The sequence below is a fragment of the Galbibacter sp. L-19 genome (assembly GCF_056857615.1).
Genome location: NZ_JBSXNL010000041.1, coordinates 120,726 through 143,848 on the forward strand (window position 1 = coordinate 120,726; position 23,123 = coordinate 143,848).

Below are 23,123 nucleotides of genomic sequence, written 5' to 3' on the forward strand. Positions count from 1 at the left end.
AACGAATAACAATTTTTTTGCTTCAAGCCATTAACTAATTTCTTTAATCAAATTCAATTTATTAAGAGAAGATTTTGGTGCTTCACATAACGAGCAGCAATAGGCTTCGGGAAGTTCTTCAAAGGGAGTATTTGTAGGAATATCTTGCGTAGAATCTCCATATATTGGGTCGTAAATAGTAAGACATTCGCTACATTGGTAGACTTCGGTTTCTATTTCTTTCTTAGCTTCAGTTTCTTTCTTAGGGGTTTCTTTTTCATCGCCTAAAGTTTCAAAATACATTTTACTCAGTTCCATTAACAATCCTGGTAACTCAACCTTATCTATATCTTGGACATGTGTAATGTACTCTAGCGTATTTGGATCGAAGTTTTTGGCGTATAATAAGTTATAAGTATTTCTAATTTTAAAACTGCCTAACGCTTCTGGTTGTTTATTTTTTTCAATAACAATAGCTGTAAAGTAATATGCTTTTTTATTGTAATCTGTAATTCCAAAAGTAAGACCATAGGTACTTATGTCGTTTTGGTCGAAATTAGCAACCAAGAATTTTTTTAATTTTACGGCTTCTTTATTTGCTACAGGGAGATGCCAATTAAGTTCAAGCATTGAATGGCGAACGTTAATTCCTCGTTTTCCTAGAAATTTTTCCCACTTTAACTTAAATTCTGTTTGAATTCCCTTAATAATAAACGATTTCCATGGCGTAATGCAGATCTTTCCAATTTTGCACTCAGCGCATAAATCGCACATAGCTTTTAAAAAATCTAGATCGTATTTATTGTTTCTCCAATAAAGCCCTAACCAATATTTATCGGAACCCATTCTATTCATTCCTTCATAATAAGGGAAAGGATGAAATGGTACATCCAATGGAGTGTCTACAGTTCTATTATTTGTATCGATGGCATCGTTCACCAATTCAAAAACCATAGTAATTTCTTCTGGTTCTTCTTGTAATAATTCTTCAATAGCAAGTGATACTTTTGAAATATCCCAACTGTAAATAAGCGCTGGGTACATTATTGTTTTTTCCCAATGCGGCAATCTTACATACAAGTACCAATAATCTTCGTGAGGAGAAGCTATAAAATTTAGATGTCCCGTAAAGAGAGGAACAAGTCGTTGTTTGGGGTCGGTAATATTTATTTTTAGTAAAGGATGATGTCTAAATTGCTCTAAAATATACAGGTAACGGTCGCCCGTTAACCAAGAACTTTTTGGGAAAATATCAGCAGAAACGTAGGAACTCATAATGTTTTCTGTTCCTTTTTCATTTGGAGCAATCCATTCTAAGCTATTAAAATTTGAGATGTTTTCTTTAGCTATTTCTTTTGAAAAAAGAATATCTTGTCGAGAGCCAAAAGATATTGTTTTTAAGCCAGAATTCTCTGCCGCTTCTGCAATCGATTTTAATTCTCCAGGAGATAAAACGCCTCCTTTTATAATTAATCTATTTAATTCCTTCTTCATCCCATTCTATTTTACTCGATAATCGAGGTTTTACTATTTAAAAAACTTTATTAGTTTTATCAGAAATATCTTAAGCTAAAACACTATTACTTTTTAATAATTCTCGAACTTCTGTTTTACAACTTCCACAGCCTAAACCAGCGCCAGTTTGCTTACATAATTCAGTAAAATCATTACATCCGCTGTTAATAGCCTCTTCAATATTTCCAGCACCTACTTGACTACAAGAGCAAACGAGTTTTCCTAAAACGGGCTTGGTGTTTGTAGCACCTCGTAAAAGGGTGTTTCTTTTGTCGGAGAGTTCCATTTTGCCTTCAATCATTTCTTTAAACTCAGCAAACTCATCTTTATCGCCCATTAAAATAGCACCCACTAAAAGATCGTCTTTTACAATACATTTTTTGTAATAGCGTTTACTAACATCCATAAAAATGATCTCTTCATAACTAGAGTCGTTTTCAGGAACATTTATTTCTCCAATACTACAGAGATTTAAATCGTTGAATTTTAAAATATTCATTAAAACAGAACCTTTGTAACCGCTACTTATATCCCCAGCAATAAAGTTTGAGAGGATATTTGCTTGCTCTTCTGCTGCTGAAGTAATTCCAAACAATTCATTATTAAATTGAGCAATTTCTCCAATAGCAAAAATGGAAGCATCAGAGCTTTGCAGATGTTGATTTATTTTGATGCCTCTACCACAGTCAATCCCTGCTTGTTTTGCTATTTCTATGTTTGGCCGTGTTCCAATAGCATATACAATAGCATGGGCGTTAAAGCTTTTTCCACTTTTTAAGGTGATGGATAAATTTCCTGTTTCATCATCGTCAAAAACAGTACTTACTTCATTATCAAAATAGATTTGAACTCCTCTTTCTTGCACATCTAGCGCAAGTAATTTACTTGAAGTTTTATCCAATTGGCGCTCCATTAATCTAGAAGAGCGTTGTACAATGGTAATTTTTACACCTTGATGTTTTAAAGCAGCAGCTAGTTCAAGTCCTAAAAGTCCGCCACCAACAATTACCACATGCTGGTCCTGACTAGGAAGTGCGGTATTTTCTAGATGTTTTTTAAATTCATCAGCATCACTTTTACTTCGCATTGTAAACCTTCCAGGAAGCTCTAATTGTACATCATTAGGAACAAAAGCACGACTCCCAGTGGCTAAAATAAGCTTGTCATAAAAATGTTTATTTCCGTGACTGTCGATAATAAATTTATTGTCTTTATCTATAGAAACTATTGAAGTACTCCCGTGTAAGGCAATTTTAAGCTTTCCAAGTTCTTTTTCTTTTACCTTCTGAAGTTGCTCCCATGAAAGTTCTTCAGTAATATATTCCGGTAATAAAACCCTGTTATAAAAAGGATGTGGTTCTTGTGAGAAAACAAGAATTTCGTCATGGATATTATGCTCCCTATAATTTTGTACAAATCTGAAAGCAGCAGCACCAGCACCTACTACTATTATTTTTTCAGTTTCTTTTTTATATTTTGAAACGGCAACAGCTGTAAATTTAAAATCAGGTTCTTTAGACTGTGGGTCAATAATATTATTTGTAAGATTATTAGCCCTATTTAGATCGCTTTTTAAGACTTTTCCCCAGTGCATCGGAATAAAAATAACACCTTCTCGTACAGAATCTGTTATTTTTGCTCGTAATCTAACTACTCCATTTTTACTTTTTATTTCTGTAATATCTCCGTTTTTAACTCCATAAACATATGCATCTACAGAATTAATTTCTAAAACAGGAGCAGGGTAGTGCGTATGTAAGCGAGCTACTTTGCCTGTTTTTGTCATGGTATGCCATTGATCTCTAACCCTTCCAGTAGTTAAGATTAATGGAAATTCACTACTCGGTTGTATGGATGCATTTTCAACGCTATAAGGAATATTAAAAATAGCTTTTTGAGAAGGAGTATAAAATTTTTTATCTTCAAAAAGGCGTGTAGTTCCTTGATGTCTATACTCAGGAACAGGCCATTGCATGGTACCTTCATTTTTGAGTCGGTCGTAATCTAAAAAAGAAATATCAATATTTGTGCCTTTAGTCATAGCACAATATTCTCGATATATTTCTTCGGTAGCATTATAATTAAACCCTCTGAACCCCATTTTATTGGCAAAATCACACAGAATTTCAACATCTGGTCGTGCTTCTCCAGGAGCGTTTATAGCTTTTGGAAGGTAGGAGATACGGCGCTCCGAATTAGTCATGGTACCTTCTTTTTCCAGCCATCCTGCTGCAGGGAGTAGGAGATCTGCCATTTTTGTAGTATCAGATTTGTGAGAAATATCTTGAACCACTACAAACTTTGCATTTTTAAGAGCTTTTTCAACCCTTCTAACATTTGGCATACTTATAAGCGGATTGGTACAGACAATCCAAATAGCTTTAAGTTTGCCCTTTTCTAGCGCTTCAAACATTTCTGTAGCAGTGTAGCCAGGTTTCCCCGAGATACTATTTACTCCCCAAAATTGAGCAACTTCTTTGCGGTGCTCTTCATTAAACAGGTTTTTATGAACCGCCAATAAATTTGCCATTCCGCCAACTTCTCGTCCTCCCATGGCATTTGGTTGTCCAGTAAGTGAAAAAGGACCAGCACCTGGTTTTCCTATTTGTCCTGTTATGAGCGATAAATTGAGTAATGAAAAATTCTTATCTGTGCCAACCACACTTTGATTTAGTCCCATAGCCCACATGCTTATAAAGCCTTTGGCGAGACCAATCATATCGGCTGCTCTTTTTATATCATTTTCTGAAACTCCACAGATTTTGGCTGCTTTTTTAATTGAAGTTTCTAAAATTTGTTCTTTATATTTCTGAAAATCCTCAGTGTGCTCTTTAATAAAATTATAATCAATAAGACCACGTTCTAACAGACGCCTACCTATAGCATTATGAAGCACAACGTCCGTTCCAGGAATAAGTTGCAAATGTAAATCGGCAAAGTTTGCTGAATCCGTTTTTCTAGGATCTATAACTATAATTTTAACATTCGGATTTTCCTCTTTGTGTTTTTCAATTCTTCGGAAGAGAATAGGATGACACCAAGCTGGATTAGCCCCAGAAATAAGGAAGCAATCCGCTAATTCAATATCTTCATAAGCAATAGGGACAGAGTCTTCTCCAAATGTTTTTTTATAACCTACAACAGCCGAACTCATGCATAAACGAGAATTGGTATCAATATTATTAGTGCCTAAAAAGCCTTTTGTAAGTTTATTAGCAATGTAATATTCTTCTGTTAAACATTGTCCAGAAACATAAAAACCAACACTATCTGGACCGTGTTTTTTTATAATCGATTTAAAAACTGAAGCTGCTCGTTCCATTGCATCATCCCAAGAAACACGCTCTCTAGGATGCGATTTACTCCATCTCATTTCGGGATACAGAATCCTATCAGAAGTATCATTCGCAACATAATGGAGGTTCATTCCTTTAGAACATAACATTCCTTTGTTAACTGGGTGGTCTTTGTCGCCTTCCACATAAACTTTGTTTTGAGCGTCTTTTTTAACAACAATTCCACAGCCAACACCACAATACGAACAGGTAGTTTTTACTTCTTCTTTCAACATGAATGTTTGTTTTTTTAGCTAAAATAACTTCGCATTTTGTGCTTAATTATAATAGCTTGAATTCAATTTCCGATATTTTTTTCTGATATAAAATAGGTTCAAGCAATTATTACGGATGTAGTAATTTAGTGGCGTTTAGATTTTTATATTCAGAATTTAACCCCATAAAGTTTATCCATTTACTTACTCAGAGAGACTTTAATGCTACGGCGCTGGCGTAGATTTTTCTTGTTGCTTCTTACAACAAATGCATCTCGGTTTTGTTTTGAACCTCTCATTGAGGGTTTATTCCCTAGAGCCTGTTATGAGTATTTCGAAGTGTTCTACGTCGAAATGGATTAAATTATTTTTCTTTGAATACCTCGTAGGTTTGCCCCGAGGTAGTTGATTTAATTGACAGTTGCAAACTCTCTAGATGTTTGATGTAATTCCTTTTGGGCAATTTTTTCATCTTGAGCGGAAAATCTAATTGCTAGCGCACAAATTCCAGTAGCTACAACTAACATTCCAATCATTAAATAACCACTAGATACTGCAGAAGCTGCTGCTTCTGATTGTGCTGCTTTTATAACAGCCTCTCCCATACCTTGATGATCTTCAATTGCAATTTTTTCTGCAATAGCCGATTTAGATTTTAAGAGAATAGCCGCTAAAAAAGCTCCTACATTTCCTCCAGCTCCTACAATTCCAGAAATAGAACCAATAGCTTTTTTATTTATAAATGGAACTACCGAAAATGTTGCTCCTTCTGCCATTTGTACAGACAAGCTAAAGGCAACTAAGAATACGATTCCTGCAATCAAGCTCGTCATGGTAGAAAATACGGTTAGCATAACGCCTTCTATAGCTAATATGGCTACCAAAAAGAGTACGCGACCACGTAAGCCTTTTGTTTTTCCAAATTTATCTCCAAAGAATCCCCCAAGAGTTCTAGCAAAAATATTCATCAAAGCAAATGATAAAACAATGTTACCTGCTGTAATTCTTTCTAATTGAAAGGTGTTTTGTAAATAGTCGTCCATAGTACCATACACTGTAAGTTCAATACCAAAACACGCGGCATATACAATAAATAAAATCCAAACTCTATAATCTTTAATGGCTTCAAGAAACCCTACTTCGTCTTTTTTTCCATTCGGTATTTTCTTACCTTTTTCTTTAAGCGCTTTTATATTTCCTTCAGGAGTATCTTGAGTGAAAAAGAAGTATACAATTCCCATCAAAAAACAAATGGTTCCAGCAATAATCATAGCATACCTCCAGGCGTCGGTTTCTGCTACTCCAAAACTTATTACTGCCGCCGCAATTAAAGGCATTCCTAATCGGTTTGCACCACCACCAAGATTTCCCCATCCTGCAGAAGTTGCATTTGCAGTTCCTACAATATTGGAAGCAAACATTAAAGAGGTGTGTACTTGAGTAATTACAAAAGAAGCTCCTATAAAACCTATTAAAAACCTACAAATTAAAAATTGCATAGGAGTTTGTGCTAAACCACTTAATATTACTGGAATAGACCCAATTATTAATAGCCATGTATAGCATAAACGTGGGCCGTATTTATCACACAACTTTCCAATAAGTAAGCGTGCAAATACAGTTCCTGTTACCGCTAATATCACTGCATTCCATTTTTGGTCTGGAGTTAATCCTAATTCTTTTACCACATCGGGCATAAAGGGAACAATACCAAACCATGCGAAGAAACACATGAAAAAGGCAATTGATGAGATCCAAAATGTTCTAATTGGAATGCTCTTTAAATTTGTTAAATTTAACTTGGTTGCTTTGGTTGTTACTGTTGTCTTCATAAAACTTAAATTTTCTTTTATAAAATTAAGTATTAATACGTAATAATTAAAATAATAAGTAAGTATTTGAGCGGAATTATGAAATATTGAATTTTAAAGGAATTAAATAAAAACTATTTAATTCCTTGGTTTTAAATTGAATAATATTTAAAAAACCAAGAAAGATGTAGATGAAGGTTTTGTTGTAAATACGTAGTTTTTAAGTTGAATTCCTTATGAGGGAGAGGTTATAGTAGGTTATAAGTATTTGCTTTGTTAGCAAGCTCCATCTGATTTTTCACTTCTAATTTCTTCATCAAGTTGAAGCGGTGTACTTCTGCTGTCCGTTTACTAATTTTTAATTCTTCGGCAATTTCTTTGTTACTTAATCCTTTAAGTACGTGTTTCAGAATTTGTTTTTCTCTTTTGGTAAGATTAAAGTCGTTTTCAACAGAAGTATCAGTAACTTTTTTAGGTTTTCCATCAACAAAATTATTGATGATTATAGAAGAAACATCACCAGAAAAATATTTCCCACCTTCCGCAACGGTATGTAAAGCTTTTAAGAATTCTTCTTTACTAGAACCTTTTAATAAATAACCGTCTGCTCCAGATTGTATGGATTGTACTACGTATTCTTCAGAATCGTGCATAGAAAGTACCAAGGCTTTTACTTCGGGGTTTGATTTTTTGAGTCGTTTTACAACTTCTATACCATTCATTTCTGGCATTCTAATATCTACAACTAATAAATCAGGTTTATTTTTCGCAATAATTTCCAATGCTTCTTTGCCATTAGAAGCTTCATCAATTACATGTATTGATTTATCGTCTTCCAATAAAGATTTGATTCCATCTCTTACAAGAACATGGTCGTCTGCAAGAATAATATTAATATGTTCCATAGTTGCGTTAGTCGTATTCTAAGTACGAAAATACGGAAAAATACTTAACCTACTAAGTAATGCTTTTATTGAGCTCATAAATTTTAGCCACAGATTCACGGATATAAATTTTCCCTTTTCCTGTAGGGGTTCATGGTAGGATTAAAAAAATAATATAGATGTATTTGTAAATTGGTGGCTAGTAAATTTTTTCGTCAATTATAACAAATCCCTTATTTCTAAATAGGCACATTCATGGTTACTCGTGTTCCTTCTCCAGGGTTAGAGCTCATAAATAATCGTCCGTTGATGTAGTTAATACGCTCTTTCATAAAGGTGAGCCCCATACCACCCTCGCCATTTTCTCTTGGTTTTAATTTATTAGTATCAAACCCTCTACCGTTATCATCAATAGTAATGCTAAGTAACTCTTTACTATGAGAAATTGTAATAATTATATGAGTAGATTCGGCATATTTAATGGCATTATTAACAGCCTCCTGCGTAATTCTGTATATGTTAATTTCTGTAAGAGAATCCAACCGATCGTTAAACTCAGTTTTATTAAACAATACAATATTCTTGCCCGTAAACTTTGCTAATTCTTGAGAGAGCTTTGTAAGTGCTGGAACTATACCATGGTCGGTTAATTCTGGTGGTGTTAAATTAAAAGTAGCTGTTCTAACTCCTTTAATAATATTAGTTGTTAGCTCCTTTAAATGCTCAATTTTTTCAGCGGTTCTCTCTGTGTTTTTAACGTCAATACTTTCAATATTAAATTTTAATCCAGTTAGCATTTGTCCAATTCCGTCATGGATATCTTTGGCAATCCGATTTTGTTCTTGTTCTTGGTTTTCAATTATTTTTGCTGAAAGTGTTTTTTGTTGATCAATTTTAGCTTCGAAACGCTCTTTAGTGAGACGTTCTATTTGAAGCTGCGCTTTTTTACGTTCCGTAATATCAAAGCAAATAAGCAATAATTCATCTTTTTGTTCGCCAGAATGATAAGGAATAATAGACATTTCTAACCAAATAGCTTCACCATTGGCTAGAGTTCCTTTTATTTCTCCCTGCCAGCCCGTATTTTGATGGTTTGCAAGGAGGGTTTCGATATATTCTTGTTCTTTTTTATCCGTAGAAATTACTTCAGAAAACTTTGTTGTATTGCTAAAACTTCTATAATTAAACCGACTGGAAAATTTATTTCCTAGATGAATTAAATAGCCGTCTAAGGAGATACGAGCAAATAATAATGTTTGCTCCATAACTAAACTTAATGCTTTTAATTGATTTACAGATTTTTCTTTTGCCTGACTAAGGGCATCTGCATTAAAAGCCATTTCTTTTGCTTTTTCTTCGGAAACTAATAGGTTTTTAATTGTTTGTTTTGTTCGTTTTGCTGCTGGCCAAAAGATGAATAAAAACTCGGCTAATAAAATGGCGAGGGTTACAATAAGTAAAATGAATTCTAATTTCTGAAGTTTTTCTACTTTTAGTGTAGCCTCTTTATCATATTGATTTACAATACGATCCATAATAGTTAAAAACTGTTGTTCTTGAATTCTTAAATTAGCGGTTTCTTGCTGAATTTGCTTTTTAAAAATTGAAGCATTAATACTTGACTCCTGAAGTATGTTTTTTACAGAAGTTTGGATTTTTGTAAAAGAAGGTTGTAGCTCCTTAAACATAAGTTGTATAGCTTCAGAATTATTACCTTCTATTTGTAAACTATCATTCCCATTTTGTAAAGATTGGTGAGAGGATTCCCACAATTGGAGCGTACTTTTGATATTGTCTAAAACCTCTCCTTTATTAGTAGTAAGGTTTGCATTTGTGTACAATAATACTTCTTTGGTAAGTTTCTGACTTAACATTCGCTGCCTTCCAGCAATGTTAATAATTTTAGCATCATCTTGTTGGTCCCTTAAATATTTACGTACTAAAATCTGACTTAGAATAACAGACACCGCAATAGCACTTAAGGCTATAATGTACAGTTTTCTAAGTTTGTTAAAAGTATTTTGGTCTAAGGAAGTGACCTTTGTGCTCATAGTTTTTAAGCTAATGCTTGTTTAATAAGCGATAAACTCTTGTTGTTCAAGGGGAGTTTTAGAGCTGCTTTATGACCTTTATCCGACATTTTTCCCCATGTTTTTTGTAGAATGTCAATTATCTTTTCATCGGAATGTTTGTCGGCAAAATCTTCAAAATAATACTGAAGAAAGACTAAACATACTACATCTTCTAAAGTTTGAGTTTCTTCATCTTTTTTAAGTAATTTCTTCTTAATTAAAAAAGAAACTCTTTCAGAAAAACTGTCATCGTATCCAACTTCATTTAAAATATCAGCAGTAATTTCAGCATGCATTTTTTTGAGTTCTTCTCTCCATTTTAAATACCCAATTCGGTCCATAGGGTAAGAGTTTCTGTCTATTTTCCAACGCTCTATATGTTGAGCTCTGGCAGCAATTTGTAATTCTTCACTAGCATTAGGCTCAAAAGAAAGCAAGGTTTCTGTCATACGTTGTGAGTACAACAATTCTTTTGGGTATTCTTTTCCTTGATAGGTTTCTGTATTCGGATCTTGAGCGTTTGCACGATCTATTTTTTCAATGGCTTCTTTAAAATTGGGCTGGCTCATATATTGTTTTCTTAATCTGTGAAGCCAATATACACATTTTCATTTTCAATTTTAACAGGATAGGTAGCAATTTTATAATCTTCCCCGTTTAAATTTTCTCCATTTTCTAAGGAAAATGTTTTTTTGTGTAGCGGACAAGCAATTTTTGGAATCCCACTTAAATCGCCCACCATACCTCGAGAAAGTACCATTTCCATTTTATGAGGACATAAATTCTGACAGGCATACCAAGCCGATTTTCGGGTGAAATTGTATACCGCAATTTGCTTTGTTTTGTATTTAACACAAGCGCCTCCATTTTCTGGGAAATCGTTAATATTTCCAGCGTTGAACCAATGCATAACTTTATTTTGTGTAACCGATTGATATTGTTGAAGTAGTTGTTCCATAATTTAAAAATTGTAAGATTAGTATTAGTCCCTCATAGAGGGTTTTATTCTCCAGAGCCTGTCCTGAGTTTACCGAAGGACTCTGCGTCGAAATAAATTAAATTTGTTTCCTTTGACTACCTTGTGGGCTTGCCCCGAGGTAGTTGATTGTTATAAACTATTTTTCAGTTTGCAGTTGGCAGGATTCTCACAACTAACTTCCTACCAACTGATAAACTGACCACTGTAAAAATTACCTCAGTGCAAGCACTCGAGAGATAATGAGTTGGAATATTCTTTAATTTGAGCCATGCCAAAGTAAGTAAACCCTTACAATGAGATTAAATCCAAGCTTTAGGCATTTTTTGATCTCTAAGCGCTACATATTCAATGTTGTTATCTCTATCTTCTGAGTTGACAAAATGCTTAAATCTTTTCATCATTTCTGGATCTTCAATAGCTTGTTTCCATTCGCATTCGTACTTATTAACAAGGCTTTGCATTTCTTTTTCTAAATCTTCAGCAATGCCTAAAGAGTCTTCTATGATTACTTTTTTTAGGTATTCTATACCTCCATCTAATTTTTCTAACCATGGAGCAGTGCGTGTAAGAGGTGCGGCAGTTCTTATGTAATACATTAAAAATCTATCAAGGTACTTTACGCAAGTTTCATCATCTAATTGTTCTGCTAATAGAATTGCATGTTTAGGGGTTGCACCACCATTACCACATACATATAAGTTCCATCCACCATCTACAGCAATGAGTCCAAAATCTTTTCCTCTTGCCTCTGCACACTCTCTAATGCAACCAGAAACGCCTCCTTTAAGTTTGTGAGGGGAGCGTAATCCGCGGTATCTGTTTTCAATTTCAATAGCAAAAGAAACACTTTCATGCATTCCATATCTACACCATGTAGAGCCAACACAGCTCTTTACGGTTCTTAAGGATTTTCCATATGCGTGTCCGCTTTCAAACCCAGCATCTATTAATTCTTTCCAAATAAGAGGTAATTCATGGAGTTCCGCACCAAAAAGGTCAATGCGTTGTCCGCCTGTTATTTTTGTATAGAGGTCATACTTTTGAGCTACTTTTCCTAACACCATTAATTTTTCAGGTGAAATTTCTCCTCCAGCAACTCTTGGAACTATGGAGTAGGTTCCGTTCCGTTGAATATTCGCTAAAAATTTATCGTTGGAATCTTGAATGGTAACTTGCTTATTTGCAGTTTCCATATAAATGCTTGCAAATAAAGATGCTAAAGCAGGTTTGCAAGTTTCACAACCATCGCCTTTTCCAAATAAATCTAAAGCTTCGTCGTAATTCTTAACCTTATTTACTTTAATAAGATCATATAATTCTTGTCGGTTATAAGCAAAGTGCTCACACAAGGTTTCTTTTACTTCTTTTCCTAAAGATTTTAAAGTTTCGTTTACTAAATCAACAACCATTGGTTTACATCCACCGCAACCGCTTGTAGCTTTTGTTGCTTTTACAACATCAGAAAGAGAACAACAAGATTCGTCTTTTATCATCCCGCAGATACTCCCTTTAGTAACACTCTCACAAGAACAAATCTGTGCAGTGTCAGGAAAATCCATCACACTTCCTACAGAAGAACTTTCGCCTCCCCGAGCTCCTAAAATTAAGTCTTCAGGATTTTCTGGAAGTTTCATTTCATTTATATATAACTGAAATAAAGTATTATAATCTGAAGAATCCCCTACTAGAATTCCTCCTAAGAGTTTTGAACCATCTTTAGTTACGTTAATTCGTTTGTAAACTCCTTTGTGTTTGTTTTCAAAAGAGATAACCGATACATCATCATTTTCAATAAAAGGATCTCCAAAGCTAGCAACCTCAGTTCCAATTAATTTTAGTTGAGTGGACATGTCAATAGATGAAACCATGGTAGTATCTCCACCAGTAATTTGCTCTACAGCTACATTTGCCATATCGTAACCAGGAGCTACCAATCCATAAATACCATCATTATAAAGCGCAACTTCTCCAATGGCATACACATTTTCTGCTGATGTTTGCATTTTATTATTTACCCAAATTCCACCACGTTCTCCAACTTTTATTCCAGCTTCTCTAGCTAATTCGTCTCTCGGGCGAATCCCCGCAGAGATAATTAACATATCTACTTTTAAAGAAGTATTGTCGTTAAATTGCATTGCTTCAATAGCATTTTCTCCAATAATTTCTGAGGTAGCTTTTTCCAAATGAACTTTAATATCCATTTGTTCTATTTTACTTTTTAATAGATTACTGGCAGGTAAATCTAGTTGTCTAGGCATTAACCTAGGAGCAAATTCAATAACATGAGTTTCCATGCCCAGTTCTTTGGCTGCATTTGCGGCCTCCAAACCTAATAACCCGCCACCAAGTACAGCGGCTTGTGCTTTTCCTTCTTTTTTTATTTTAGAAGCATAGGTTTTCATTGCGTCTAAGTCTTCTAACGTTCTGTATACAAAGACCCCAGATTTTTCGGAGCCTTTAATTGGAGGGATAAAAGGAGACGAACCAGTAGCTATAACTAGATAATCATATGTATAAGTTTCATTTTTATAAGTAGTTATTTCTCTTTTCTGAGTATCAATATTTGAAATTAATGAAGAAGTATGAAGTGTAATGTCGTTTTCTAAATACCAATTGGTTGGAGCAAGTAAAAGTTCATTGGCAGATTTTTCTCCAAAATACTCACTTAGATGCACTCTATCATAAGCAGGTCTTGGTTCCTCACCAAAAACTTCAATTTTAAAATCATTTCTATTGGTTTTATTTACTAGTTTTTCGCAAAACTTATAACCAACCATTCCATTTCCGATTACTATGATTTTCTTCATGACTACGTAATTTTGAATCAAATATAAGTAAAAATACTTAATTTTAAATACGTAGATTACTTAATTCATGTTTTGACTTTAATTTTTAGAGAATCATAGATTTTCGGCATTTAAAATTTTTAGATGTGTAATATAGAAGGGTTTAAATAAAAATATCCGCACTCAAATTAAAAATATAAAGAGTGCGGATATTGGTAAGTTCTAGGGGAACTTAAAATTTGGTTATTAGAACATGAATCCTAAACCAGCTGAAAATACTGAGTTGTGAATGTCTGTATCTTCTACAACTTCAGATAATCCATAAGAGTATCTGGCTTGTAAAAAGAAGCCGTTTTCAAATTTATATTCGGCACCACCGGTTAACTGAAAATCGATATCATTAATTTGGTCGGTATCAAAATCTCCAGCATCTTCCGTTGGTTGAAAATCTAATTCTTCATTCACTTTAAAACCTACTTGTGGACCTGCATGTAAGTTAAATCCTTCAGCTAAATATACTTTTGCCAAAAGTGGAACTTGAATATAATCTACTTGGAATTCTGCATCGATATCATCCAAATCAAATCCTTGACCTGAATAGAAAACCTCTGGCTGAACAGAAAAACGCTCACTTAATGGCGCTTCAGCAACTAAACCAGCATAAAAACTGGTTCTGTTATCTGGACTGTCAATATCATCTCCAGCTACACTAGAAAAGTTTAAACCCCCGCGGGCACCTAATTGGACCTCATCAGACCAAGATTGTGCGCTTGCTATGGTTCCTACTAATAAAGTTGCTATTACTAAAATGTGTTTTTTCATGATTAAATAGTTTTAATTATTAATTAAAAATTGGTTTGCTGGTTCAAATGTAGGATGCTTATTTAAACGAAATTGTTAACCACTTTATAAGTGTTTTATAAGAAAAGCTTAAAACTATCAACGATTATTTACTATTAAAGTGTGTATGTATTTCAACGGATTTAGCTATCCGTTTATCTATAGAGTCTTACAAAATTTTAGTTAAATATTATTTTCTATTGTATGAGTTTTAAGTTTTGTGAAAACTTTAATGTTTAGCTTTTTTATACCTTTACTCACAAATTGGAATTGTACCTTTTTGAGGGGTATAACGGTAAATTATTTAGAGAAGCTAAAAAATAACCATATTTATTCCCTAATACTTACAAATAAACAGTAACAGATGAAAAAAATATTAGTTGTAGTAATGTTTATAGGTTTATTATCCTGCAAACAAAAGTCAAAAACTCCTCAAGTTTCTAATGAGAATGCGTCTGAAGTTGGAGTAGAAGTAGCTGAAGACACAATAGTAGAAGAAGAAGCTACTACAATACCCGAAAAAAATATAACTCCTCTGGCATCTATTTCTGATACTACTTTTGTAAGATTAGCAGATTATAGTGATGATTTTGTCTATGAAATGAAGTATGCTACAGAAGACAATTTTTTAAAAGCACAAGTTTACGATTGTGGAGAATGTTATGTTCGGGCTGTAACCGCTAGAGGGCTGCTAAAAGCAAATCAGGCTTTTATGGAAAAAGGGTATCGGATTAAGTTTTTTGATTGCTACCGTCCGCATGATGTGCAGAAGAAAATGTGGAAAATTGTTCCAAATGCTACTTATGTTGCCAATCCGGCAAAAGGCTCTATACATAATAAGGGAGGCGCTGTAGATATTACGTTGACTACTTTAGAGGGCAAAGAACTGGAGATGGGAACTCCATTTGATTTCTTTGGAAGAAAGGCAAGACATGCGTATACCGATTTGCCAAAAGAAGTGTTAGATAACCGAAAATTATTAAAAACTACAATGGAATCTTTCGGTTTTGGCGCTATAACTTCAGAGTGGTGGCATTATAATTATAAGCCTACTTTAAACTATAAAGTAGCTAATTTTACTTGGGATTGTAATTAAGAATTTATCAAGGAAACTATGTGGCAGGCTACAATAGCAGCGGTTTCTGTACGTAAACGATTGTCGCTTAAACTTACAGGAGTAAATCCATGATCTACTGCTGTTTTTATTTCATTTAAAGAAAAATCGCCTTCTGGTCCAATAAGAATTAAAACCTTATTGTCTGCCATAATTTTTCGTTTTAAATCGTATTTCTCTTGCTCTTCGCAATGTGCAATAAATAATTGACCCTCTCTTTTTTCATCTAAAAAAGAAGTAAAATTTATGGCATCGTTTAGTTTTGGTAAGTAGCAATTTAAAGATTGCTTCATAGCTGCTTGTAGGATTTTTTCGTAGCGTTCTATTTTTATAGTTTTTCGCTCGGAATGGTCGCAAATTATAGGCGTAATTTCATCAATACCAATTTCTGTAGCTTTCTCCAAAAACCATTCAAAGCGGTCGTTCATTTTTGTTGGAGCCACCGCCATATGTAAATAGTAATTCTTTTTATATTTTAAATTGGCGTCCTTAATAGTTACAACGCAATTTTTTATGTCAGCATTAATTATTTCAGCATCAAAAAGCCATCCTTTACCATTGGTAATATATAAGGTATCTCCTTCTTTTTTACGGAGCACTTTACTAATATGCCTACTTTCTTCTTTGTCGAAAGTAAATTGTTGTGCGTTGCTTTCTAATTCTGGTGCGTAAAAAAGTTGCATAGAGATGTGAGTTAATATGTTGAAAGTTGAAAGTTTAAAAGTTAAGACGTTGAAAGTTGAAAAGTTAGTTTATCAAATCAAGATTAGAGCGCAAATCTAGCTTTTGCTGTAATTGTTTGATTTGTAAAATCTTGGTTTAAAAATTTATAATATCCAACAATTCCAATCATTCCAGCATTGTCTGTTGTGTATTCAAATTTAGGAACAAAAGTTTTCCAACCAAAACGTTGTTCTCCTTCTTTTAAAGCTTTTCTAATTCCAGAGTTTGCAGAAACGCCACCGCCAATGGCTATTTGTTTGATTCCTGTTTGCTTGGAGGCTTTTTTCAGTTTATCAATTAAAATTCCAATTATTGTATATTGAATGGAAGCACATATATCGTACAAATTTTCTTCAATAAAATTAGGATTTTCCTTTACCTCTTTCTGAATAAAATAAAGAACCGCTGTTTTAAAGCCGCTAAAACTAAAGTTTAATTCGCCAACTTTAGGTTTAGGAAATGGAAATGCTTTTGGGTTACCTAATTGGGCATATTTATCAATTAAAGGACCACCTGGATAGGGGAGTCCTAATATTTTAGCCGATTTGTCAAAAGCTTCTCCAACAGCATCATCTATAGTTTCCCCAATAACTTCCATTTCAAAGTGGTTATAAACTTTAACAATTTGGGTATGTCCGCCGCTAATAGTCATTGCTAAAAAAGGAAAACTAGGTTTTGGAGTATCAGGCTCGTCAATAAAATGTGCTAAAATATGCGCTTGCATATGGTTAACCTCTATGAGAGGAATGTTTAAACCTAGCGCCAAGGACTTAGCAAAGGAAGTTCCTACAAGCAAAGATCCCATTAATCCAGGGCCACGCGTAAAAGCTATTGCAGCTAACTGTTTTTTATCGATATTTGCCTTGCTTAATGCTTGATGAACCACCGGAACAATATTTTGTTGATGTGCCCTTGAGGCAAGCTCTGGAACCACGCCGCCATATTCTTCGTGAATTTTTTGGTTGGCAACAACATTGCTCAACACTTTATCGTTGTGTAATACAGCTGCCGAAGTATCATCGCAAGAAGATTCTATCGCTAGTATGTAAACATCTTGAGTATTCATGCTATCTTTGAAACTGGAAATTAATAAGCAAAGGTAAAACATTAAAATCTATCAAAAAACTAAGGAAAATATTATTTAGGGTACTACTTGTTTTAATACTAATAGTGGTATTGACTAGTATTTTTCTGTCGTTACCTTTTGTCCAAACTTCTATTGCTAAAAGGGCTACCAATTATTTAAATGAAACTTTTAATACCCGTATTTATATTGATGGCGTTCAGTTTATGCCATTTTTTGGAGATGTAAATATTAAAGGGGTTTATATTGAAGATTATAAAAAGGATACCTTAGTTTATATAAATAAATTAAATACCTCAATCCTTAGTTTACGCCATGTGGTTAAAGGCGATCTAGAATTTGGCGATATCCGAGCTGATGAATTATTATTGAATTTAAAAATTCATAAAGGAGAAGATAATACCAATTTAAACGTTTTTGTAGATAAGTTGGATAGTGGAGAAGGAGACCCTAATAATCCTTTTTTGATGACCTCGTCTCATATTTCTGTTAATAAAAGTGAGTTTAGGTTGGTGGACGAAAATAAAGAAAATCCGCTTATTGTTGGCCTAGAAAACCTTCATATAGAAGCCGATTCTTTTCAAATTTTAGGACCTAAAGTTACGGTTGGTGTAGACCAGTTAGATTTTACTACAAAAAAGGGAGTGGTTGTAAATCGTTTGCAGACAGATTTTTCTTATACTAAAACAGCAATGAGATTGGATAGTTTATCTATAGAAACTCCAGAATCTTATATTAAAGGAAATGTTGTTTTTGATTATAAAATTGAAGATTTTAAAGATTTTTTAAATGAAGTAAATCTTACAGGGAACTTTGAAGAATCTACTGTAGCTTTGGATGAGATTAATCTTTATTTTGATGAATTTGGAAGCGGAAAAAAGGTAGAATTATCAACAGATTTTGAAGGGGTTTTGAATAAGTTAGCCATGAATAATTTAAAGATGACTTCTGGAAACACCTTGATTGATGGCGACTTTGTATTTAATAATTTATTCGAAAAAGCAAAGCCTTTTAGTATAGATGCTCATATTAATAATGTTTCTTCAAATTATTATCAGCTTACCAATTTATTACCTGGAATTCTCGGTAAAACCTTACCTTCTTCTTTTAGTAAATTTGGTCAACTTTCCGTTTTTGGAAGTATGAGAATTACAGAGCAATCGGTTTATGCAAAAGTAAATTTGATTTCAGATATAGGAAAAGGGTATTCCGATTTAACACTTACAAATATTGACAATATAGACAATGCATCTTATAAGGGATTACTGTCTTTACAAGATTTTGATATGGGAATTTTCCTAGAAGATGAATCGTTGGGGTTAACCAATTTAGATGTAAATGTAGACGGACAAGGATTCAAACAAGAATCGCTTAATACCGAAATAATAGGAGAAATCTTCAGTGTAAATTATAACGGATACGAATATAAAAACCTTAAAGTTTCTGGGATTTTAAAAGATCAATTGTTTGATGGTTCTGTTACCTCAAAGGATCAAAACTTTGATGTTGCTTTTAAAGGTTTGGCAGACCTCTCTGGAACTACCAACGAATTTAAATTTGTGGCTTCTGTAAATAATATTGATTTAAACCGATTAAATTTTGTCTCTAGAGATAGTATTTCGGTTTTTAAAGGAAATATTGTGGCAGATATGTCTGGAAATAGCTTGTATGATCTTGCAGGAGAAATAAGTTTTTATAAAACAAATTATACCAACCAAAATGATAGTTATTATTTTGATGATTTTACGGTTACCTCCGAGTTTAAAGAAGAAGAACGGATTATAACTGTAAATTCTCCAGATATTATAACGGGCTCGTTAAAAGGTAAATATAGAGTTAGGGAGTTGGGGAATTTAGTAAAGAATTCTATTGGAAGTATTTATACCAATTATAAGCCAGAACCCGTAGCCGAAGGGCAGTATGTAGATTTTAATTTTAAAATTTATAACAAAATTATAGAAGTATTTTTCCCAAAAATTGAGTTTGGAAGTAATACATTTATAAAAGGAAGTATTGTTGCAGATGAAGGCGACTTTAAACTAAATTTTAATTCTCCTAAAATTAATGCCAACGGAAATATATTTGATAATATTCAAATTCAAATAGATAATAAAAATCCGCTGTATAATACCTATGTAGAAGTTCAAAATATCGAATCTAATATTTATGATGTTACCGATTTTTCTTTAATAAATACCAAAATTAACGACACGCTATTTTTTAGAACTGAGTTTAAAGGAGGGAAAGAATTTAATGATATTTACAATCTTAATTTTTATCATACCTTTAATAATAAACAGGAGTCAGTAATTGGTTTAAAACGCTCTCAGCTAGGGTTTAAAGGACGAGATTGGATTATAAATGAAGATAACGATACAGATAATAAAGTAAGTTTTAGTAAGACATTAGATACCATAAATATAAGTAGGGTAGTGATGAATTACCAAGACGAGCAAATTAGTTTGGAGGGGACTCTAAGAGATAGTACTTATAAAGATATCGACCTTCAGTTTGATAAGGTTACCTTGGATAAAATAATGCCAGAAGTAGATAGTTTAAAACTAGATGGAATTGTAGATGGTTACTTAAATATTCTTCAGCGTAATAGTAATTATACACCTTCATCTAATGTTAAAATTTCTGACTTTAAAGTAAACGATTTACCGTTAGGGAACTTATTTCTCTCCATTCTTGGGAACGATAATTTGAGTCAGTTTGCAGTAAATGCCAAAATTGTAAATCAGGATAGAGAGTCGTTAAATATTTTAGGAGACATTATTTCTACTGAAAAAAGTACACAACTAGATTTAAGTGGACGGTTGGAAAGTTTAAACCTTAAAGCGTTAAGTCCGCTTGGAGGAGATGTAATTTCTAATATGCGTGGATTAGCTTCTGGAGATTTTAAACTCACTGGCGCCATAGAAAATCCAGAAATGAATGGTGCCCTACAAATAACCGATGGCGGATTAAAAATTCCTTATCTAAATGTAGATCTTGATTTTGAAAAGATAGCCGATGTAAATTTAGAAGGACGCTCATTTAAATTTGATGATATTGGAATTATAGACACCCAGTACAAAACACAAGCTAAACTAAATGGATCTATAACATACGATCATTTTAAAGACTGGTATCTCGATCTTTATTTGGATACTGAAGGCGAACGCTTTTTGGTGCTAAATACAAAAATGCAAGAAGAATCCTTATATTATGGGACAGGATTTATAAGTGGGAAGGCTCAAATTTATGGGCTTACCAATAAAATGATAAATATTGATGTAAATGCAAGAACAGAAAAAGGAACAACTTTTGTAATTCCTGTTAGTGATATTACTGAAATAGGAGATACTTCAATTATTAATTTTATTGATAAAAATGAATCAAAAGAAGAAGCAGAACGTCAAAAACTTGCAGAAGTAAAAGGTGTAGAAATGCAGTTTGATTTAGATGTAACTCCAGATGCCGAGGTAGAAATAATTATAGATCCCAAAACCCGAAGCACTTTAAAAGGTACAGGCGCAGGAAACTTACTTATAGAAATTAATACCAATGGAAAGTTTAGAATGTATGGAGATTTTATTACCTATACAGGAGAATATCTATTTAAATATGGAGGTTTTATAAACAAACGTTTTGTAGTACAACCAGGAGGAACTATCAATTGGGAAGGAGATCCACTAGATGATGTAGATATGAATATTGCTGCCAAATATTCGCTTTACGCAAATCCTGCTGTTCTTTTGGAAAACAGTTTGCTTACTCGTAAATTAGAAACCGATGTTATTATAAAATTACAAGGACAATTAATGCAGCCTTCTTTGGATTACGAAATTAATTTTCCGTCGGCTAATGCTGTTATAAATGCAGAATTACAATACCGTTTAGACGATAACTCTAAAAGAGAGCTCCAAGCTTTTTCATTACTATCTCAAGGGGTATTTTTAAATGAATTAAGTATTAATCAAACCGCTGTAACCGGAAACTTAGTGCAAACTGCTTCGAGTTTATTTAACCAAGTACTAAATTCTGGAGATGGTAAATTTGATGTTGGAGTATCTTATGACATTGGAGAAAAGAATCCAGAATTGGATTTTGTTTCTGAAGACCGATTAGGAGTTACCGTTTCCACACAAATTAGTGAACGGATTTTAATTAATGGTAAAATTGGAGTTCCTGTGGGAGGGGTTACAGAAACAGTTGTTGCGGGAGATGTGGAAGTGCAAATACTTTTAAATGAAGAAGGAAGTTTAATTGCACGAATATTTAACCGCGAGGATCAAATTCAGCAATTCTTTGCACAGCAGCAAGGGTATACACAAGGGTTTGGGATTTCTTACCAAGTAGAGTTTGATACTTTTAGACAACTTTTAAGGAAGATTTTTGAAGCCAATCCTGATAAAGAAAATCAGCCTAAAAAAGAAGCTAAAAAAGAAGAAGAGGAAGAGGAAAGTATGGGGAATGGATTGGTGAATTTCAAGATAAAAAAACGTAAGGAGTCTTCTTGATTTTCGTCTAAAATGTAAAATGCGATTTCCTTAATTTGTAAGATTTGATTTTTATAAATTTCTACTTTCTTATTAATAGTCCCAAAATTTAACATTTTACCTTTCTAAAAGGTACTTTTTTAATCAAATCGGAAATCAGCATATAAAAAAAAATAACGCATTTGTTAAGAATTTATCAACGAAAACGATTGAAACTTTCAATATTGTATTTTTAATCAAAACAATATGAGAAAATTGAAATTTCTTTGGTAGTTTTACGATCCAAATATTAAAATTAATGTCTACGAGTATTAAAAAAATAGGAGTTTTAACCTCTGGAGGAGATGCTCCAGGAATGAATGCTGCACTTCGTTCGGTTGTTAGGACTTGTGCATATCATAATATAGAGTGTGTTGGTATCTATAGAGGATATCAAGGACTTATTGAAGGAGATTTAGAAGTATTAGATGCTAGAAGTGTAAGAAATATTATTAACCGAGGAGGGACAATTCTAAAATCGGCTAGATCTAAAGAGTTTAGAACAAAAGAAGGAAGAGCAAAAGCACACCAACAATTATTAGATAACCAAATAGATGCATTGGTATTAATTGGTGGAGATGGTACTTTTACAGGAGGGATGATTTTTAATGAAGAATATGGATACCCTGTAATTGGAATTCCTGGTACTATAGATAACGATATTGACGGAACCACTTTTACTTTAGGTTATGATACTGCTTTAAATACTGTGGTAGATGCTATTGATAGAATTAGAGATACAGCAAGTTCTCACGACCGTTTATTTTTTATTGAAGTAATGGGGAGAGATTGCGGGCAATTAGCTTTAAATTCTGGAGTTGGAGCAGGAGCAGAGGAAATTCTTATTCCTGAAGCTAACTTAGGATTGGATCGTTTATTACACTCTCTAGAAAGAAGTAGAAAAAGTGGAAAAACATCAAGTATCGTTGTAGTTGCTGAAGGAGATAAGTCTGGTAAAAATGTTTTCGAACTTGCAGAATATGTAGAAGAAAACCTACCGAACTACGATATTAGAGTGTCTGTATTAGGGCATATGCAGCGTGGAGGATCTCCTTCATGTTTTGACAGAGTGTTAGCTAGTAGAATGGGAGTTCGTGCAGTAGAATCGCTTATGGAAGGTAAATCTAATCTAATGGTTGGAATTATTAAAGATGAAATAGTTCTTACTCCAATTGAGCAAGCTATTAAAGGAAAAACAACTATTGATTCCGAGCTCATGAGAGTTTGTGAAATCATGTCAACATAAATAACAAACCAAAA

Annotated in this window: 14 protein-coding genes; 3 read left to right on the top strand and 11 right to left on the bottom strand. The window is 33.4% G+C overall.

The window, feature by feature from the left end; genetic code table 11:
- Nucleotides 1–30: 30 nt before the first annotated feature.
- The 9 genes from AC13CQ_RS05190 to AC13CQ_RS05230 form a co-directional block, all read right to left on the bottom strand.
- Nucleotides 31–1,473 (bottom strand): rubredoxin, encoded by a 1,443-nt coding sequence (locus AC13CQ_RS05190; protein ID WP_474506851.1) that lies wholly within the window; start codon nt 1,471–1,473, stop codon nt 31–33.
- Nucleotides 1,474–1,543: 70 nt separating this feature from the next.
- Nucleotides 1,544–5,065 carry a molybdopterin-dependent oxidoreductase gene (locus tag AC13CQ_RS05195; RefSeq protein WP_474506850.1) on the bottom strand — a complete coding sequence of 1,174 codons (3,522 nt, stop codon included), beginning with the start codon at nt 5,063–5,065 and terminating at the stop codon, nt 1,544–1,546.
- 389 nt (nt 5,066–5,454) lie between these two features.
- Nucleotides 5,455–6,876, bottom strand: a complete 1,422-nt coding sequence (locus AC13CQ_RS05200) for an MFS transporter (protein ID WP_335588338.1) — start codon at nt 6,874–6,876, stop codon at nt 5,455–5,457.
- A gap of 227 nt (nt 6,877–7,103) precedes the next feature.
- Complete coding sequence (locus tag AC13CQ_RS05205; protein WP_008614026.1) at nt 7,104–7,760, bottom strand: response regulator transcription factor; 657 nt, start codon at nt 7,758–7,760, stop codon at nt 7,104–7,106.
- 218 nt (nt 7,761–7,978) lie between these two features.
- A complete protein-coding gene (locus AC13CQ_RS05210) occupies nt 7,979–9,790 on the bottom strand; it encodes a sensor histidine kinase (protein WP_008614027.1) in 1,812 nt (603 codons plus the stop codon).
- A gap of 5 nt (nt 9,791–9,795) precedes the next feature.
- Nucleotides 9,796–10,380, bottom strand: a complete 585-nt coding sequence (locus AC13CQ_RS05215) for a DUF4202 domain-containing protein (protein WP_337899989.1) — start codon at nt 10,378–10,380, stop codon at nt 9,796–9,798.
- Nucleotides 10,381–10,391: 11 nt separating this feature from the next.
- The gene (gene nirD / locus AC13CQ_RS05220; RefSeq protein WP_008614029.1) at nt 10,392–10,769 is read right to left on the bottom strand and encodes a nitrite reductase small subunit NirD; all 378 of its coding nucleotides are present in this window, start codon (nt 10,767–10,769) and stop codon (nt 10,392–10,394) included.
- A 320-nt stretch (nt 10,770–11,089) separates the two neighbouring features.
- On the bottom strand, nt 11,090–13,600 hold the full coding sequence (gene nirB, locus AC13CQ_RS05225; RefSeq protein WP_474506849.1) for a nitrite reductase large subunit NirB: 2,511 nt from the start codon (nt 13,598–13,600) through the stop codon (nt 11,090–11,092).
- A 225-nt stretch (nt 13,601–13,825) separates the two neighbouring features.
- Nucleotides 13,826–14,401 carry a porin family protein gene (locus tag AC13CQ_RS05230; protein ID WP_008614031.1) on the bottom strand — a complete coding sequence of 192 codons (576 nt, stop codon included), beginning with the start codon at nt 14,399–14,401 and terminating at the stop codon, nt 13,826–13,828.
- A 382-nt stretch (nt 14,402–14,783) separates the two neighbouring features.
- Between AC13CQ_RS05230 and AC13CQ_RS05235 the strand changes: the two genes are divergently transcribed.
- Entirely contained in the window at nt 14,784–15,515 is a 732-nt protein-coding gene (locus tag AC13CQ_RS05235) for a M15 family metallopeptidase (RefSeq protein WP_008614032.1), read from the top strand.
- Here AC13CQ_RS05235 and AC13CQ_RS05240 read toward each other — a convergent pair.
- Both AC13CQ_RS05240 and tsaD read right to left on the bottom strand, forming a co-directional pair.
- The gene (locus tag AC13CQ_RS05240) at nt 15,512–16,216 is read right to left on the bottom strand and encodes a 16S rRNA (uracil(1498)-N(3))-methyltransferase (RefSeq protein ID WP_008614033.1); all 705 of its coding nucleotides are present in this window, start codon (nt 16,214–16,216) and stop codon (nt 15,512–15,514) included. The two genes, AC13CQ_RS05235 and AC13CQ_RS05240, sit on opposite strands and share 4 nt — an antisense overlap.
- Before the next feature lie 83 nt (nt 16,217–16,299).
- Nucleotides 16,300–17,322, bottom strand: coding sequence for a tRNA (adenosine(37)-N6)-threonylcarbamoyltransferase complex transferase subunit TsaD (gene tsaD, locus AC13CQ_RS05245; RefSeq protein ID WP_008614034.1), 1,023 nt, complete (start codon nt 17,320–17,322; stop codon nt 16,300–16,302).
- A gap of 104 nt (nt 17,323–17,426) precedes the next feature.
- Between tsaD and AC13CQ_RS05250 the strand changes: the two genes are divergently transcribed.
- Nucleotides 17,427–21,845, top strand: coding sequence for a translocation/assembly module TamB domain-containing protein (locus tag AC13CQ_RS05250; RefSeq protein WP_474506848.1), 4,419 nt, complete (start codon nt 17,427–17,429; stop codon nt 21,843–21,845).
- 277 nt (nt 21,846–22,122) lie between these two features.
- Entirely contained in the window at nt 22,123–23,109 is a 987-nt protein-coding gene (gene pfkA, locus AC13CQ_RS05255; RefSeq protein ID WP_008614037.1) for a 6-phosphofructokinase, read from the top strand.
- The last annotated feature ends 14 nt before the right edge of the window (nt 23,110–23,123 follow it).